General features: G+C 72.2%; 9 protein-coding genes. 2 read left to right on the top strand and 7 right to left on the bottom strand.

Annotated features, from left to right (window positions below; translation table 11 throughout):
- Positions 1–26: 26 nt before the first annotated feature.
- The gene (locus U2P90_RS09685; protein WP_322471940.1) at positions 27–9,842 is read right to left on the bottom strand and encodes a translocation/assembly module TamB domain-containing protein; all 9,816 of its coding nucleotides are present in this window, start codon (positions 9,840–9,842) and stop codon (positions 27–29) included.
- Between the two features lie 148 nt (positions 9,843–9,990).
- Here U2P90_RS09685 and U2P90_RS09680 point away from each other — a divergent pair, with 148 nt between their 5' ends.
- Complete coding sequence (locus U2P90_RS09680) at positions 9,991–10,254, top strand: acylphosphatase (protein WP_322471939.1); 264 nt, start codon at positions 9,991–9,993, stop codon at positions 10,252–10,254.
- Here the strand turns inward: U2P90_RS09680 and U2P90_RS09675 are convergent.
- The 3 genes from U2P90_RS09675 to U2P90_RS09665 all read right to left on the bottom strand — a co-directional run bounded on the left by U2P90_RS09675 (position 10,248) and on the right by U2P90_RS09665 (position 11,908).
- On the bottom strand, positions 10,248–10,784 hold the full coding sequence (locus tag U2P90_RS09675) for an AAA family ATPase (RefSeq protein WP_322471938.1): 537 nt from the start codon (positions 10,782–10,784) through the stop codon (positions 10,248–10,250). The genes U2P90_RS09680 and U2P90_RS09675 overlap by 7 nt on opposite strands.
- 11 nt (positions 10,785–10,795) lie before the next feature.
- Positions 10,796–11,350 carry an AAA family ATPase gene (locus U2P90_RS09670; RefSeq protein WP_295819042.1) on the bottom strand — a complete coding sequence of 185 codons (555 nt, stop codon included), beginning with the start codon at positions 11,348–11,350 and terminating at the stop codon, positions 10,796–10,798.
- Positions 11,351–11,470: 120 nt separating this feature from the next.
- Positions 11,471–11,908, bottom strand: coding sequence for an OsmC family protein (locus U2P90_RS09665; RefSeq protein WP_322471937.1), 438 nt, complete (start codon positions 11,906–11,908; stop codon positions 11,471–11,473).
- A gap of 93 nt (positions 11,909–12,001) precedes the next feature.
- Here U2P90_RS09665 and U2P90_RS09660 point away from each other — a divergent pair, with 93 nt between their 5' ends.
- Positions 12,002–12,832 (top strand): alpha/beta hydrolase, encoded by an 831-nt coding sequence (locus tag U2P90_RS09660; protein WP_322471936.1) that lies wholly within the window; start codon positions 12,002–12,004, stop codon positions 12,830–12,832.
- Between the two features lie 139 nt (positions 12,833–12,971).
- Here the strand turns inward: U2P90_RS09660 and crtI are convergent, their stop codons facing one another.
- The 3 genes from crtI to U2P90_RS09645 form a co-directional block, all read right to left on the bottom strand.
- Positions 12,972–14,642: a phytoene desaturase family protein gene (gene crtI, locus U2P90_RS09655; protein ID WP_322471935.1), complete on the bottom strand. Its 1,671-nt coding sequence runs from the start codon at positions 14,640–14,642 to the stop codon at positions 12,972–12,974.
- A gap of 58 nt (positions 14,643–14,700) precedes the next feature.
- On the bottom strand, positions 14,701–15,588 hold the full coding sequence (locus tag U2P90_RS09650) for a phytoene/squalene synthase family protein (RefSeq protein ID WP_295819064.1): 888 nt from the start codon (positions 15,586–15,588) through the stop codon (positions 14,701–14,703).
- A gap of 80 nt (positions 15,589–15,668) precedes the next feature.
- Positions 15,669–16,358 (bottom strand): class I SAM-dependent methyltransferase, encoded by a 690-nt coding sequence (locus U2P90_RS09645; protein WP_380103401.1) that lies wholly within the window; start codon positions 16,356–16,358, stop codon positions 15,669–15,671.
- Between the last annotated feature and the right edge of the window lie 17 nt (positions 16,359–16,375).

Here is a 16,375-nt window from a genome sequence, read left to right as displayed (position 1 = left end):
TTCCGCGTCTTCCCCTCCGTCTACCCTTACTGCCCGAAGCGGTAGATCACGCCGAAGCGCACGCGGGTCGTCTGGGGCGTGTTCTCGACCCCGATGCTCACGCTGGTGCGCGGGCTGATGTTATAGGCGGTGCTGAAGTTCGGGCGCAGGGACTGCAGGTCGAGGCCCGTGATCGGCGTGCTGACCCGGAAGGTGAAGCGGTTGTCCGGGGTGTTGTAGGTCGCGTCGATCAGGCCCTCGCCGTTCAGGTTCACCTGGTACTGCAGATACAGGTTGCGGCCCAGGTACGAGCCGAAGGTCAGCGTGGCCCCCAGCGAGCCGTCGGCGTTGGCGAGCTGCGGCGTGAAGCGGAAGACGTCCAGCCCGAACGCGCGGGCAATGGTGCGCTCGACCTCGCCCAGCACGAAGACGTTGAGGGCCGTCTGGAGGGCGCTGGTGCCCAGCGAGCCCAGGTTCTGGGGCAGGGCCGTCAGGTTGGGCACGCCGGTGGCGACCAGGGCGTACAGTTCCGGCTCGGTGTAGGCGCGGCTGGTCGCGGGATCGCTGCACGCCGGCCCGGACTGGGTACACGACAGCGTGGTCGTGAGATCGAGCACCGTGTCGCCGGTCGGGCGGGTCACGAACTGTCCCTTCAGACTGACACCCACCGGGACGTTCTGGCCGGTCGTGGACGAGGGCACCGTACCCTGGGCGGCGATGTCGAAGGCAGGATACAGCCCGGAACCGTCGAAGGTGACAGTGGAGTCCTGCAGCGTGAACTCGTTCTCGCGCAGGTAGATGAAGCCGCGCTGCGACTGGATGGTGCCGGCCAGCAGCGGTCTGGCCCCCGTGCCGGACACGCGCAGGTTGCCGCTGAACTCGGCCCGCACCAGGTTCTCGTCCACGCGGATGCCGTTCGGCGCCCGGATGGGGATGTCCTCCAGCACCAGCCGCTGGAGGAAGGGCCGGGCGGCGGGCGCAGCCTGCTCCTCGGCGGGTCTGGGGAAGGTCGTGTAGGCCTCGGGCAGGGGGCTGGCGTAGTTGTCGGTGGTGCGGCCCGTCGTGGGGGCGGCGGTGCTCTGCCCCGGCGACGGGATGGTCGTGGGCGCGTCCACCCGGCCCAGCGTCAGGCGCAGGAAATCCGCCGCGCCCGTCACGCGGATCACGGTACCGTCGTCGACGGCGCTCAGATCGGCATTCAGCGCGCTGTCGCGGCCATAGACCACGGCCAGCGGCAGGTTGTAGTTGCGGGCGGCCAGACGCAGGTTCCAGCGCGGCGCGATGTCCCCGGTCACGCTCAGGGTACCGGTGCCGCTCGCCGCACTAGCGCTGCGGCTCTGGACGTTCACGCTCCAGCGGGAATCGCTCTCCTGGGCCAGAACCGCGGTGGTGTTCGGCAGGGCACCGAGCGCCTGTGGGGCGAGCAGGCCCTGGAAGGTCACGGCGGTACCGCTCAGCGTCCCGAGCGTCAGCTGGCCCCGGATCGTCACGGTGCCGTCCGTGCCCACGGCGCCGCCCGTGAGCACCCGTCCGCCGGCCGTGAACGCGCCGCTGTCCGGGAGATCCCCCGCGAAGCGCGGCACCTGCACGCTCAGGCCTGCGACGCTGCCGCTGACGTTCTGCACGCGCACAGCTGCCCTGGGCCGGTCGTAGGTTCCGGCCGCACTCAGGACGACCGTACCCTTGAAGGTGGTGTCCAGATCGGCCAGCGCCGGCACGAGCTGCAGCACCGGCGTGAAGGTCGTGTCGGTGAACTGGGCCGTGAGATCGACCTTCTGGCGGGTGTACTGCCCCCGGACGTCCCACGTGCCGGCTCCGGCGAGCTGGATGTTCACCGAGCGCAGTTCCCGCGCCGCGAAGTCCAGGGAACCGCTGCCGATCAGCGTGTCGGTCATGGGCACGCCGTTCTGCATGGAGGTCGCGCTCACACGGATGCGCTCGGCAACGACGGTGGCGCTGCCCGCCAGTGGGTCGCCCAGCGGGAAGCGGAAGCGCACCACGCCGGTCAGCACCCCCTCGCCGGGGGTCGTGCCGGCCACCGCACCGACCACCGCGCCCAGCGGCAGGGCCCGCAGGCTGCCCTGGCCGAAGACCTCGCCGCCGCTCAGGCCCGCCGTGAATTCAGATTCGCCCAGGAACCCGCGGATCCGCCAGTCGCCGGAGACCTGCGTGCCCTCGATGCGGGCGGGCAGTGTCCGGCTGCCGATGGTCAGCGGATCGGCCTGTACGACGAAGGTGCCGCCCCCGTCCCGCAGGGTGGCCTCACCGCTCAGGGGGCCGGAGAGGCCCGGCGCGAGCTTGAGGTCGCGGACCTCCAGACCGTCCAGCGTGGCCCGCACGCTGTAGCCCTGATCGGTGGGGGCCACCGCCAGCACCGACGACGCGGCGGGCAGCACGTCCGCGATCCCGCCCGAGGCGTCCACGCTGGCGCTGCCCACGCCGCTCGCGGCCGTCAGCGCGGCGGTGAAGGTCTGCCCGGCCAGGGTCAGGGTGCCGTCCAGCGCGAGGTTCTGTCCGGCGGCCTCGACCGGATAGTCGTTCAGGGTGGCCGTTCCGGTCAGTCCATTCGCGTCCGCCCCGATGTCCACGGCCAGGGTGCCGGCCTCTCTGGTCACCTGTCCCCCCACCCGCCCCGTCCAGCGACCTGCGACCTGCGCGGCGTCCAGCGTGAGGGTGCCAGCCGGCAGGGTCGCGGTGGCCCGGACGGCGGGCTGGCCACCGCTCAGGGTGATGTCCGCACGGACGTCGCCCGAGAGGTCGATGCCCAGGTACGGCACGTCCAGTGGGGTCTGCAGCCCCTCCAGGCGGACGTTCAGGGCGCCGGCCTGCCCGTCGGACTGCACCTGGCCCGAGGCGGTCACGGTGCCGTCGTAGCCGGGCAGGTTCAGGCGCGACAGGCGCAGGCCGGGCAGGGTCGCGGCGACCTGCGAGCCGTTCCACGTGACGCGGCCGTCGCGTTCACCGTCCGTCACGGTCAGGTCGGCGCTGCGCAGGCTGGCGGTGCCGGAGGCCCGCCACTCGCCCCGGCGCACGCTGAGCAGCACGCTGGGATCGGCCAGCGGGCCGCTGGGGGTCACGCTGATCCCCAGTTCCGGGCGGGTCAGCTGGGCCGCGCCGATCCACGACCACTCGCCCTGCCCATCCGGCCGCAGTTCCACGACGCCGCTGGCCGACGCACCGGGCCCATCGACGAGCCGCAGCTGCACGTAGCGCGCCGTGGCGACGATCCGGGCACCCGCCCCCAGCACGCCCGCCTGCGCGCCGACGCGGGGGAACGCGAGGGGCCCGCTGACCGTCAGTTCGGCCGGACTCGTGAGCACTCCGGCGGGCCCGCCGCGCACCTGGGCACCCCCATGCCAGCCGGTCAGTGGGTCGAGCCGAAGATTGACCGTGGCCTCCAGATCCTGCGGGCCGGTCACGCGGCCCTGCACGGCCAGCGCCCGTGCCGCGTAGGTGGCCCGCAGCGTGCCGTCCACCGTGCCACTGGCGGCCACGGTCACGTCGGCGGTGCCCGGAAGCGAGGCCCGTCCGCTCACGGCCACGCGGCTGCCGGCGACGTCCAGTGCCAGCCCCGAGAGGGTCACCGCACTGCCCTGTAGCGTGGCGACCGTCGCGCCGCGCTGGGCAAGGGTGCCGCTCAGGACGCCCTGCGTGAAGGCGACGGTGCCCGTGGTGTCGTTCAGGCCCACACCGGAGACCGAAGCGCCCCGCGTGGCGAGCTGCGCCGCAACGGTCGGAGCGGCCAGCGTGCCGCCCAGGGTGGCGTCCACGGTGGCGCTGCCGAGACCGCCGACCACAGGCAGCGGCGTGAGGCTCAGGGCACCACTCAGGGCAGGCAGGAAGCCAGCCGTGCGGGTCAGGGTCAGGCTACCCCCGCCCAGCGGCCCGGCGTCGAGCCGGTAGGTGCCGCGGCCGTCGCCAGCAAGGGTCACAGGCTGGGTCAGGCCCGCCACGCGGGCGGTCATGGTGCCGGCGAGCTGCGGCCACGTGCCGCGCAGATCCAGGTCGGCCTCAGTGCCGCCGCTGCCGGCTGTGCCGTAGACGTGGGCCGTCACGCGGCCCTGCGGAAGGTCGAGGTCGCTCAGATCGGCGTAGAGCGTGCCTCTGGCCGCCCCGAGCAGCGTGGCCCGCGCGGTCAGGTGGGGGTCGGCGGCGCGGCCGGCCACGGTCAGCAGGGCGTCCACGAGATCGGTGCGGGCACTGACGGTGCCCTCCAGGGTCGGGTCGGTGACCCGGCCACGCACGGTCACGCTGGCCCCGAGGGTACCCTGGCCCAGGCTGGCCGCACCGACATAGCTGGTCGCCAGATCGCGCACCGTGATCCGGACGCCGTCCGGCAGCGCGCCCTGGGCGCTCAGTACTCCGCCGCGCAGACTGCCGCTCAGGGCCGCGTCGATGCGCTGCGGGGTGTAGGTGGCGCTGCCGTACACGCTGAACGGCCCCGCCTGTCCCTGCTCGCCGCGCACGGCCAGCGAGCGCACGGTGACGCTCTGAGGGCCACCGCTCAGGGTGCCCGTGGCCGCGACCGTTCCCGCGATATCCAGTGTGGGGATGTTCAGGCCAGCGGGCAGCAGGCGGGCCACACGCACCGGCTGGGCACGCAGGGTCACGTCGTAGCGCCCCGCGTTCAGGCGGCCGCTTCCCGACACCCGTGGCCCGACGAGCCGCATGCCGACGTTCCCGGCGCGGTAGCTGAGGGACACGTCACCGCTCAGGTCGTCGCCGCTGTCCGCGACGGCGCCCTGGAAGGCGGCCTCCAGGGCACTCCACGTCCGGCCGCCCAGGGTGGCGGTGCCGCTCACGCGCAGCTGATCCGCACGGCCCCACAGCGCCCCGGCGTCCAGGGCGGCCAGGGTCACGGTGCCGCCGGGGCGGAAGGGCAAAGACGCGGGCAGGGTGCCGGTCACGCGGGCCTGCTGCGGGGGCAGGCCGACCATGCCCGCGAGCTTCAGGGCACCCGCGCCGTCCAGCACGGCGTCCAGCGGGCCACCGGGCACGGTGCCGGTGGCCCGCAGTGTTCCGCTCCAGCCCCGGCGCAGGTTCCAGCCGGGGGTACCGCGCAGATCGACCCGCGTGGGGCCGGCCAGATAGGTCGTGTCCAGCTTCAGCTGGGCGTCGAGCAGGCCGCCCAGGGCGTTCGAGCCGAGCTGGCCGCGCACGCTGCCGGCCAGCCGGGGGCCGGTCATGACGGCGCGGTAGTCCTGGCCAAGCAGGTGCGCACCCAGGATGGTGCCGGCGGCCTGGAGTCCCGCCACGCCTCCGCTCAGCCGGCCCTGCACCGATACGTCGGGCCGGGCGAAGGTGCCGCCGATCTGGGCCAGGTAGGTGCCGGGCACGCCGGAGGTCAGCGTGGCGCGGGCACTCAGGGCCAGATCGGGGAGGACGGTGCCGCTGGCCCGCACGGTGCCCAGGGGCAGGCGGGCGGTGGCCCCGGCCACGCGCAGGGAGCTGTCCCGGTACGACAGGGGCGCGGTGAAGGCCACCCCAGCAGCCTCGCCCCGCGCCGTCACGCGCAGGTCGGCCAGCGTACCGCCGACGGTCGCCTGGACGGTGCCGGCGCTCCCGGTCAGGGGCTTCAGATCGGCCAGCACGACGCTGCCGGTCGTCTTCCAGCCATCCAGGCCCGTGCCGGCACTGCGGGTCACGGCGAGGGTCACGTCGGCTCCGGCGGCGCGGCCCGCCACACGCAGGGCGGGTTGGGTGCCGGTCAGGCCGGTGGCGGTCGCGGTCAGGTTCACCGCCTGCTGCTGGTACGTGCCGGTCACGCGCAGGGTCAGGGCGGAGTCGGCCGCGCCGCGCAGCGTGCCGGTCAGGGTCTGGTACGTCAGGGTCGCGTCGGCGCTGGGGTACAGCGGGCCACGGACGCGGATCGGGACGCCGCCCAGGCTGCTCGTCAGATCCGCCGAGAGCTGCCCGCGTACGAGGCGGACACTGCCGGCGGCCCGCTGGCCCTGCGCCCGCAGGTCGACGCGGGCACGCGCACTGGCGCGGGCGATGTCCAGGCCCGGCACCTGCACGTCCAGCGTGGCGCGGCCCTGGGCCCCGGGCAGCACCGGCCGCAGGGCACGGGCGTCCAGCACGGCACCGGCGATGCTCAGGGTCTGACCGTCGTAGCGCACGGGCAGGCGGGTGCCGGGATGACTCAGGGTGCCGCTGGCCCGCAGACCACCCTGCCACGACACGCGGGCGTCCAGCCCCAGCGGGTCGCCCTGGTACCGCGTCCCCTGGAGCGCCAGCGTGGCCGAGGTCGGCGCGAGCTGCGCGGTGAGCTGCCCCGGCGTGATCTCGGGCCGCAGCGCCTCGGGGAGCAGTCCGGCGAAGGGAGAGAGGCTGGCCTGGAGGGTGCCTCCCAGCGCCGGCAGCACCGTGACGCGCCCGGTGACCGGCCCGCTGGGGACGGCGGCGAGTCCTGAACCCGTGCCCACCAGCCGCAGCGCCCCCGGCGTGCCCGCCAGCGTGTAGCGGGCCTGGAGTGCCCCGACCCACGTTCCGGCACGGTACGTCAGGCCGCCCACGGTGGCGCGGGCACCCGTCACGGAGGCTGTCAGGGGGAAGGTCTGGGCGGGCACGGTCACGCGGGCGGGATCGGTGCCGTAGCTCATGGCCTTCACGGTGACGGTGCCGCGCAGATCGGCGATCCCGCCCCGGGCATCGGCATCGAGATACGGGCCGCGCACCCGCACATTCAGGTCGGACACGGTCGCGGGCAGGGTCAGGCGGCCACTCGCGGTCACCGTGTGTGCGGCGAAGGTGCCGGTGGCTCGGATCCGCCCCCCGGCGGCGGTCACGGCGAGTGGCCCGGCGGTCAGGGCCCCGCTCAGGACGTTGGCCCGCGCCGACAGGTCACCGGTGAGCGTCTGCCCGGCCAGCGTGAGTCCCTGCGCCTGCACGTCGAAGTCCGAGAAGCCGCGCAGGGCGACGGTCGCCCGGCCGCCCACACCGTCCGTGACCGTGACCTGCCCACGCGGCTCGGTGCCCCGGCCCTCGATATGGCCGTCCACGTACAGTCCCTTCTGGCCGGTCTGTCCGGCGATGGGGCCACGCACATCCACCGTGTAGCGCCCGTCCGGCAGGGCCGCCGTGCCCCGCGCCTGGAGGCCCTCAGCGTCGGTCACGAGCAGGTTCAGGGCGTTCCACGGGCCGCTGGCGCTCAGGGTGTACTGGTCAAGTACCCCACTCAGGTCGACCGCACCCCGCCATGCCGCACTGCCAGCGGTCGGCGGCCCCCACGTGGCGCGGCCCTGCACACGCCCCGCCTGCCCGAAGGCGGTCAGCGCCTGCTGTCCGCTCACGCGGGCCAGACCCGTCGCGGCGTCGTAGGTGGCGCTCAGGTCGCCCCACGTGCCGCTGACCGCCAGCCTGGGCGTCAGGGTGCCGCGCAGGTTCACCGCCTGCGCGGGAATGGTCACGCCGCCGAAGGCGAGGTCGCCGGTGCGGCCGGTGGCCCGGGCACTGAGCGCACCGTAGGGTCCGCTGACGCCCACATTCAGCGTCTGACCCTGCGCGGTCACGGTGCCGGTCGTCTGCACGTCGGGGAACACGCGGCCGGTCACGCGGGCGACGGCTCCCTGGGCCCGGGCGGTCAGGGCGGCATTGACGGCTCCGGCGGCACGGGTCAGGGTGCCCGCCACCGACACGCCAGAGGCAGCTGCGTCCACGCGGGCCGTCCCGCCGGTGCCCGCCAGATTCAGGTCGAGGGTGCCCGCCAGATCCGGCACACGCAGCAGCGGGCGCAATGAGGCAAGGTTCACGCGCCCGGACGCAGTCACGTTCTGTCCGTCGATCACGCCCCGCGCCGTGTCGCCCCGTGTCGTCAGCGTGAAGCGCACGCCCTGATCCATGCTCAGGGTGCCCTGGATGTCGGCGCCCTGGACTCGGGCGGTCGTGTCGTAGGGCGCGCTCAGGCCCGTGTCGGCCAGCACGGTCACGCCCCCGGCCACGGCCCGCACGCTGGCGCGGGTGCCTCGCCCGGTGGCGGTCACCGAGAAGCCGTTCCCCTGCGCCGTCACGGTGCCGAACGCCTTCAGCGTGGTCGTGACGGTCACGTCGCCGTCCACGTTCAGGCCGCCGGTGGCCCGCAGGCCGCGCACACTGGCGCGGAACGCGTCGCCGGCCCATGTCAGGCGCTGCCCTCCCGGCGCGAAGGTGCCCTCCTGCCGAACGTAGTTCACGTCCAGCGGGCCGCGCAGCGTGTCGGTCAGACCGGGCACCCGCGCGGCCAGCGTGCCGGTCACGTCGCCGCCGGTCAGGTCGATGCGGCCTGCGCCGTCGAGCGTCAGCCCCGCGCCCTGGAGGTTCCGGGCCCGCCACGTGCCCCGGAACGACCGGTCGAGATCCACGGCGGCCGTGCCCAGATCCACGCGCAGGCCGCGCCCGTCCAGCGCGGCGGTACCGGCCAGCGGGAACGGCCCGGCCTGGCCATTCGTGATCACGGCCCGCAGGTCGGACGGCACCCCCGTGATCGCCACGCGGGCCTGTGCCGCGCCGTAGGTGGGGTTCAGGGCGGCGTTCAGCTTCAGGCCAGCCAGCGCCAGCGTGCCCCGCAGCGGCCCGCCCAGCCCCGAGCCGCTGAAACTCAGCGTGTTCTGCGCGTCGATGGTCGCCTGCACGTCCAGCGCCTTCTGCCCGAAGGTGCCGGCGACGGTGGCGCGCCCGGTGCGGTTAAAGGCCCAGCGGCCCTCGATGCGCTGGCTGGCCCCGGCCAGGGCGGTGTCCGTGCTGAAGGCCAGATCATTGGTCTGCGGGGCGGTCTGCCCGTTCTCGTTCAGGAAGGAGTACTCGGCGTTTGCCCTGCTGAACTCCACGCCTGCCAGCGTGCCGGCGCCCTTCGCGTAGGCCTTGACGCGCACCGTCGACCACCCACCGGCGGTGACCCGCAGCGTCAGGCCACCGCTGCCGGTGGTGCCCAGTGCCCGCGCCAGCCCGCCCACGGTGGGCGCGGCGTCGGCCGTGACCGTCCAGTGCTGGGCCTTCAGATCCACCCCGCCGGTCGCGGTCACCGGGCCGTTCCAGCCGGTGCCCGCCAGCTTGAAGGAGATGTTGTCGCCCCGGTGGGTCGCGCCGCCCGTGATGCCGGTCACCGTCACGAACTTCGCCTCGGGCACGGTCGCCACGCCGTCCGTGAGCTTCACGTCGCCCCGCAGCGGCCCGTCGCCGATCACGTACTGGCCAGCCAGACGTCCGCCACTCACGCCCGGCCAGTACTCCTGCGCGATCCGGGCATCGGCGTCGAAGGAGATGGTGAAGATGTTCCCGGCCGTACCTGGCGTGACGCGCACGTCCGCGTTCGCCGGGCCGTACTTCGTGGTGCCGCGTACCGCGAGGGTGCCGTCCGAACCGCGCTGCACCGTGAACTGCCCGTCCGGGATGCTCGCGCCCCCGCCGTCCACCGTCACGCGGGTGCGCTGCACGTCCAGCGTGCCGAGCTTCACCGTCCAGCCGGAGCCACCGCCCCCCGCCGGAGCACCCGACGACCCGAACAGCTGCTGGAGCTTCAGGTTCACCGTGGCATCGGCAGCGGCCACATCCAGCGTGACGACCCTGCGGGCCACATCGACCCCGCGCACCGTGACGCCGGCCATTCCCGCCGTGGCCTGTACGCCCGGCACGGCGACCTTCAGATCCTCGATGCGCGGTGCCCACAGGGTTCCGCCCACCCGCCCGGCGCTCACGCCCGCCGGGCCACCGAACTGCCGCACCAGCAGGCCACCCAGCAGCGTGGGCAGGAAGGCGACGACCAGCGCCAGGACGGTCAGGACGCCGGCGAGCACCCACGGCCACACGCGGCGCCGACGGGGTGGCGGAGCGGGTTCGGGAACCGGCGGGACAGCTTCGGGATCGGGCGGACGGAACTCGTCCGTCACGTGCCCACTCGCCCGATCCCTGTCCGCCTGCCGCGCCGCATCGCGTGCATTCTACGCGCCGCGACGTGAGCCACACCAGCACGCGAATCTCACGGAACCGTCAGCCAGCTCGCTGCATGGCCCATCCGGGGCCGCTACCATGCCGCCCATGCGCCTGACCGCTCTCGTCTCCGGCACCGTGCAGGGCGTCGGCTACCGCCAGTACGTGCAACGCCGCGCCCGCGACCTGAACCTCCACGGCTACGCCGAGAACCTCATCGACGGCCGGGTGGAGGTCGTCGCGGAGGGCGAGGAGGACGACCTGACCCGCCTGCTGCACTGGATCGGGCGCGGCCCCCCCCACGCCCGCGTGACCGAGGTGCAGACCCAGTACGCCGAGGCGACCGGCCTGAAGGACTTCCATACCTACTGAGCGAGGGTGGCGGCAATCCGGGCCGCCGTCTCCCCTGCCGCGAGCTGCGTGGTATCGATCACCAGCGCGTCCGGCGGCGGAGCCAGAACGCCTGACGTGGCGAGCGTCTGGCGCAGGATCAGCGGATCGCGCAGCTTGGCGCGTTCCAGGCGCCCGGGATGCTCAAGCCGCTCCTCCAGCACGGCCGGGTCGCAGGTCAGCCACACCGGCACATACCGGGCGGCACGCGCACCGGCCAGATCGCGCACGAGCTGGAGGGCCGCCGGGCCAGAGGGTTTTGTCGTCAGATAGCTGGTGAAGATGTGGCTGACGTCGGGCGGAGCACGTCTGGCCGCCTCCAGTCCCAGCGCCCGCACCTGTGATGCCAGCGCGTGGATCTCGGTCGGGATGGGCCGCAGTCCATCCGCGCCATACGGCCTGAACACGGCGTCATTGAACAGGTGATTGTCCAGCAGCACCGCCCCGGTCAGCCGCGCCAGTTCCAGCCCCACCGTGCGCTTGCCGGACGCGGGCGGCCCGACCAGATGCATGAGGAACGGCGTCAGAACAGCGCTCCCGCGTGTTGAGCGATCAGGAGCGCGGCGTCCGCTGGGCCGATCCGCGACGTGTCCAGGCGGATGGCGTCCGGCGGGGCGGGCAGGTTCCCCGCGTTCGTCATGAGGTCACGCAGCACCGCCGGGTCGCGCAGTTTCAGGCGCTCCAGCCGCTCGGGGAGCAGCATCCGGCGTTCCAGTTCGGGCAGCGGGCATTCCAGCCAGACCGGGACAAAGGGCACGCCCCTGGTCACGGCCAGCTCCCGCAGCCGCTCGACATTCGCCCACTCGCGTTCCTCGGCCGTCAGGTAGTTCGTGACGATGTGGGCCAGCCTGCGCGGCGCGTGCAGCATGGCCCGGCGCACGGCCTTCCTTACATCGAAGCACAGTTCCCAGATCTCGGCGCTGACGGTGGTATCGCTGCTCACCCCGGCCGCCAGAAACACCGGATCGTTCGTGAGGTGGTTGTCCAGCAGCGCCGCGCCCGTCAGCGCCGACAGCGCCTTGCCCACGGTGCGCTTGCCACTGCCCGGCGGCCCGACGAGGTAATAGAGGTGGCTCATGCGTCCAGTGTCCCCGGTCGCCCGGCCCTGCACATCGGCATGATGGCCTCTCCTCCGAGCCACCCCAGCAAAAAAAGGGGCCCCAGCACATGGCTGGGGCACCTCCGGATCACCTCTGATCTATTCGAGGATCGCTTCGTGGACGATCTCGACGTTGCCCTTCATGACGTTGCTCAGGGGGCACTTGTCGGCAGCGTCGCGGACGTGTTCCTCGAAGTCGGCCTGATCGCTGCCCGTGACCTTGCCGCGCACGGTCAGGCGCATGGTGCTGACCTTGAAGCCGGCGCCGTCGCGCACCATCTCGCAGGTGGCCTCGGTGTCGAGGGACTCGATGGTGTGGCCGTGATTCGCCAGCAGCGCCGAGAGCTGCATGGTGAAGCACCCGGCGTGGGCCGCTGCGAGCAGTTCCTCGGGGTTGGTGCCGACGCCGTTCTCGAAGCGCGTCTTGAAGCTGTACTGCGCGTCTTTCAGGGTGCCACTCTCGGTGCCGACCGTGCCGGTGCCGCTGCGCAGGTCGCCTTCCCAGTGGGCCGATGCCTTCCTTGCAATATCTGCCATGCCCCGAGTCTGCTCCGGGGACACCCCCACATGCCTTGATGAGAAGTTTAGGTGGGCATCATGCGTGACCGGCACGGCGATTACACTCGGGACATGCAACCTCAGAGATGGACGGTGCCGGGGGCACCTGTCGAGGGTTTCGTGTGGCCGGCCGCCACGCCACGTGGCACGGTGCTCCTGTCGCACGGCGTGGGCGAGTACGCGGGGCGCTATGTCGAGCGCTACCACGCGCTGATCCCCACCCTGGTGCAGGCGGGGTTCAGTGTGTACAGCTTCGACCAGCGCGGCCACGGCACGTCCGCGGGGCGACCGGCCGTGGTCGACATGGCGGTGCTGGTCGAGGATCACCTGAAGGCCCGTGAGGCGCTGCGTGGCCTCCCTGATCCGCTGTTCCTGTTCGGCCACTCGATGGGCGGTCTGGTCACGGCAGCCAGCGCGGCCCGCGATCCACGCGGCGTGGCGGGGGTCGTCCTGTCCAGTCCGGCCCTGCTGGTCGGCGAGCATGAGCCGGCCCTCGTGAAGCGGCTGGCCCCGCTGCTCGCACGCGTGGCCCCGGGATTGCCCGTCACCGATCTCGGGACGGGCCGCCTGTCCCGCCTGGCCGACGAAGTCGCTGCCTACGAGGCCGACACGGTCATGTACCACGGCAGGGTGCCCGCCCTGACCGGCGCGAGCATGCTGACCCTCAGCGCGTCGCTGTGGCCGCGGTACGCGCAGTGGACGCTGCCCACGCTGGTGCTGCACGGCACAGCCGACCAGATCACGAACCCTGCGGGCAGTCAACGCTTCACCGACACCATCCGCTCGGCCGACAAGACGCTGGTGCTGGAGGACGGCGGGTATCACGAACTGCTGAACGACGAGTGCCGGGGCCGGGTGCGCGGCGTGATCGTCGACTGGCTGCAGTCTCACGCCGCGGGCTGACGCACAGCGGTGTTCGGTTCCGCCCCGGGGCGGAACGGATGCCTCTCACTTCCACGTCCAACCGCTGCCGTGTCCGTCACCCGCTCCGCTCGATTCAGGGGGAGTGGGGAAACCCCCTCACTCCCCCTGAACCCTGCTGTCAGTCTGCTGCTCCCACCACCTCGGGAACGCCGTCGCGCACCTCGGGGTGGATGCCGAAGTCGTCGGCGATCAGGCGGGCGGTCATCTTGGCCGACATCATCACGCTGGGGGTGCCGCCACCGGGCTGCGCACCGGCGCCGACCATGTACAGGTTGCCCACGTCTTCACTGCGGTTGTGCGGGCGGAAGAACGCACTCTGGATCAGCACCGGCTCCGGGCCGAAGGCGTTGCCCAGGTACGAATCCAGGGTGCCCTCGAAGTAGTCCGGGGTGATGAACTCGCTGTGGGTCAGCCGTCCGCGCAGGTTCGGGATGTAGCCCCGTTCCTCCAGGAAGGCGTAGACGCGCTCCACCAGCTTCGGCCCCTCGACCGCCCAGTCGAGGCCGCTGGCGTTGTGTGGCACCGGCACCAGCGTGTACGCGGCGTGGTGCCCCTCCGGGGCCAGGCCGGGATCGGTCAGGGTGGGGATGTGCAGGTACTGGCTGAAGTCCTGGCCCAGCACCTTCTTCCCGAAGATCTCGGTCAGCAGCGCCTCATAGCGCGGCCCCAGGATGATGTTGTGGTGGCGCAGGTTCAGGTCGCTGCCGTCCTTGCGGAACCCGAAGTAGATGACCAGCAGGCTCATGCTCTGGCGGGCGGCCTTCACGCGCAGATCGTTGTTGACCAGCCGGGCGGCGGCCGGCACCCGCTTGAGGTAGGTGTTCGCCCAGTCGCCGTTGCTGACCACGATGTCCGCATGGCGCACGGTGCCGTCCTCCAGCCGCACGCCGGTGGCGACCCGTTTGCCGACCGGGAACCTGACGGGCCGGCCGCCGCCGTCCGTGACGAGAATCTCCTCGACCCCCCGCCCATACTCGATCGTGCCGCCGAGTTCCTCGAACTTCCGGACAAACGCCCGCACCAGCGCCCCGGTGCCGCCCATGGCGTAGTGAATGCCCCACGTCTTCTCGACGAAGTGGATCATGGCGTAGATGGCGGGCACGCTCAGCGGATTGCCGCCGACCAGCAGCGTCTCGAAGGAGAAGACCTGCCGCATCTTGGAGCTGGTGAAATACTTGGACGTGAAGCCGAACAGGGTGCGCACGGCGTCCAGGCGCATCAGGTCGGGCACGACACGCAGCATGCTGCCCACGTCGCCGAAGTGGGTGTACCCCAGTTCCAGAAACCCGCGCTCGAAGATGGCCTTTGCGTCGGCATGGAAGCGCTCGTAGCCCGCGAGATCTTCCGGGGCCAGGGCGCCGATCTGGCGGCGGGTGCTCTCCGGGTCGCCGTCGTAGTCGAAGTAGGTGCCGTCATCGAACCAGATGCGGTAGAAGGGCAGGATCGGCACGAGCGTCACGTAATCGCGGGTGCGCGGGCCACCGCTCTCGCCCTCGCGTACCCGCGCGTCGTCGGCCAGGGTATGGGGGGGATAGTCGGGCTCCCCCAGCATCCCCGCGCCGCGCTCCAATGCGAACAGCTCCTCGATGAAGTGCGGCACGGTGATCACGGTCGGCCCCATGTCGAAGATATAGCCGTCCGGCGTGCGCTTCTGGTAGGCCCGCCCGCCGGGCTGGTCGAGCCGCTCCAAGATGGTCGTGTGGAAGCCCAGGGCCTGCAGCCGGATGCCGAGGCTCAGGCCGCCGATGCCGGAGCCGATGATGAGGGCGGTCTTGTGGGAACTGGTCATGCTGGAAGAACCTCCCGCCGCTGACAGCGCGGCGCGTGGGCAGACACGGATGGACGACTCAGGACGTGAGGGCCGCTGTTCGCAGTTCCCACCACACGCGGGGCAGCATCATCAGTTTGCGGGGGCCGCTGACGTGGGCACGGCGGCCGAAGTTGTCGAAGTCGTTGCGGACGAGATCGTCCAGGATGCCCTCGTAGGCGCGGGCGGCGGTCGCCACGGCCAGGCTGGCGCTGCCGTGCAGCAGCGGGATGCCCCGGCGACCCTGCGTGTACCACGCCCGGGCCTGGGTCATCAGGTCGAGCATCATCGCCCGGTACGCGGGCGTGACCACACCGGCCCGCAACGTGGCCTCACTGACCCCGTGCCGGGCCATGACGCTGCGTGGCAGATAGATGCGCCCCCGGGCCAGATCCTCGCCCACGTCACGCAGGATGTTCGTGAGCTGCATGGCCTGACCCAGGTGCAGGGCGTGCTCCAGCGTGCGCTCGCCGCCGTGGTAGCCGCTGATGGGGGCGATCATGAACCCCACCACGCCCGCCACACGCCGGCAGTACAGCGCCAGATCGTCCATGTGCTCGAACTCGTGCCCGCGCACGTCCATCTGCAGGCCCTCGTGCAGTTCACGGAACGCCGACAGCGGGATGTCATACGCCTGCGCGGCCCACGCCAGGGCCCGGTCACCGGGCTGAGTCCCGGGCTGGCCCTGGAAGGCGCGTTCCGTGCGTTGCCACCAGTCGGCCAGCGCGTGTTCGGCGCGATCGCCACTGGTCTCGTCGGCGATGTCGTCGCCGTCGCGGCACGCAGCATAGACCGCCCACACCGCCTGCCGCTGCCGGGGCGGAAAGAACCGCGACCCCAGGTAGAAGGTCTTGGAATGTGCCCGTGTCACGTCCCGGCAATGCGCCACAGACGCCTTCAGGGTGGCGGGCGTGGTGGTGGCGGTCATCTCGTCAGTCACGGGTGTCCTTTCGGCCGAGTGTATGCGCAAGCGCTCTCCGGCAACTTCTCACTTTCTTACAGACTCGCTTACGAAGCCGTGTGCCGTCCAGCGGTGGTCTTCACATGCCGCTCGAACCGCACGGCTCCGACCGTCAGGCCGTGGGCCAGGTGCAGGCCGGGCAGCTGCCGCGCCACCCACGCGGGATCGGGAAACGTCAGGCCGCCGGCCGCCGGGTGGGCCAGCACGCCCTGCACGGGGCCGCCGGTGCGCCGCAGATACATCAGCCACACCTGCCCGCCGGGCCGCAGGACACGGGCGACCCCGCGCAGGAACCGCGCCGGGTCATGGGTCTCGTTCAGGGTCGCGCCGACCGTCACGCCGTCGAAACTGGCGTCTGGCAGGGCGCTGTCCTCGACGTTCAGCGCTGCCCAGTCGATCCCCGGGTGAGGATGCTGGCGGGCCGCCTCGGCGAGCATGGCGGGGCTCAGGTCGGCGGCCAGGACGCGGCATCCGGCCCGGGCCAGCACCTCCGCGTAGAAGCCGGTACTGGTGCCGGCGTCCAGCCACCACCCGCCACGCTGCGGAGCGCACTGCGTCAGGAAGAGCCGTTCCTCCCGTGCCAGGTCGAAGGGCTGGCCGGCCAGCAGGCTCAGGGAGCGGCGACGCCACGCCGTGTACGCGCGGGCGGTCATGGGCGAGAGGTTGCTGCGCTGGGCCACGGTCATGGCGGGCGCCGGCAGGTTCAGGTTTTCTTTGCGCTGCGCCGGGCCGTCCATGCAAGTCATTATGCTGT

This window comes from Deinococcus sp. AB2017081 (assembly GCF_034440735.1).
GTDB lineage: Bacteria > Deinococcota > Deinococci > Deinococcales > Deinococcaceae > Deinococcus > Deinococcus rufus.
This window is presented reverse-complemented; position numbering and strand designations above follow the sequence as displayed.

Coding starts and splice junctions, on each gene's coding strand:
- U2P90_RS09645 (WP_380103401.1), bottom strand. CDS start 16,358: ATGGACGGCCCGGCGCAGCGCAAAGAAAACCTGAACCTGCCGGCGCCC.
- crtI (WP_322471935.1), bottom strand. CDS start 14,642: ATGACCAGTTCCCACAAGACCGCCCTCATCATCGGCTCCGGCATCGGC.
- U2P90_RS09660 (WP_322471936.1), top strand. CDS start 12,002: ATGCAACCTCAGAGATGGACGGTGCCGGGGGCACCTGTCGAGGGTTTC.
- U2P90_RS09650 (WP_295819064.1), bottom strand. CDS start 15,588: ATGACCGCCACCACCACGCCCGCCACCCTGAAGGCGTCTGTGGCGCAT.
- U2P90_RS09665 (WP_322471937.1), bottom strand. CDS start 11,908: ATGGCAGATATTGCAAGGAAGGCATCGGCCCACTGGGAAGGCGACCTG.
- U2P90_RS09680 (WP_322471939.1), top strand. CDS start 9,991: ATGCGCCTGACCGCTCTCGTCTCCGGCACCGTGCAGGGCGTCGGCTAC.
- U2P90_RS09670 (WP_295819042.1), bottom strand. CDS start 11,350: ATGAGCCACCTCTATTACCTCGTCGGGCCGCCGGGCAGTGGCAAGCGC.
- U2P90_RS09675 (WP_322471938.1), bottom strand. CDS start 10,784: ATGCATCTGGTCGGGCCGCCCGCGTCCGGCAAGCGCACGGTGGGGCTG.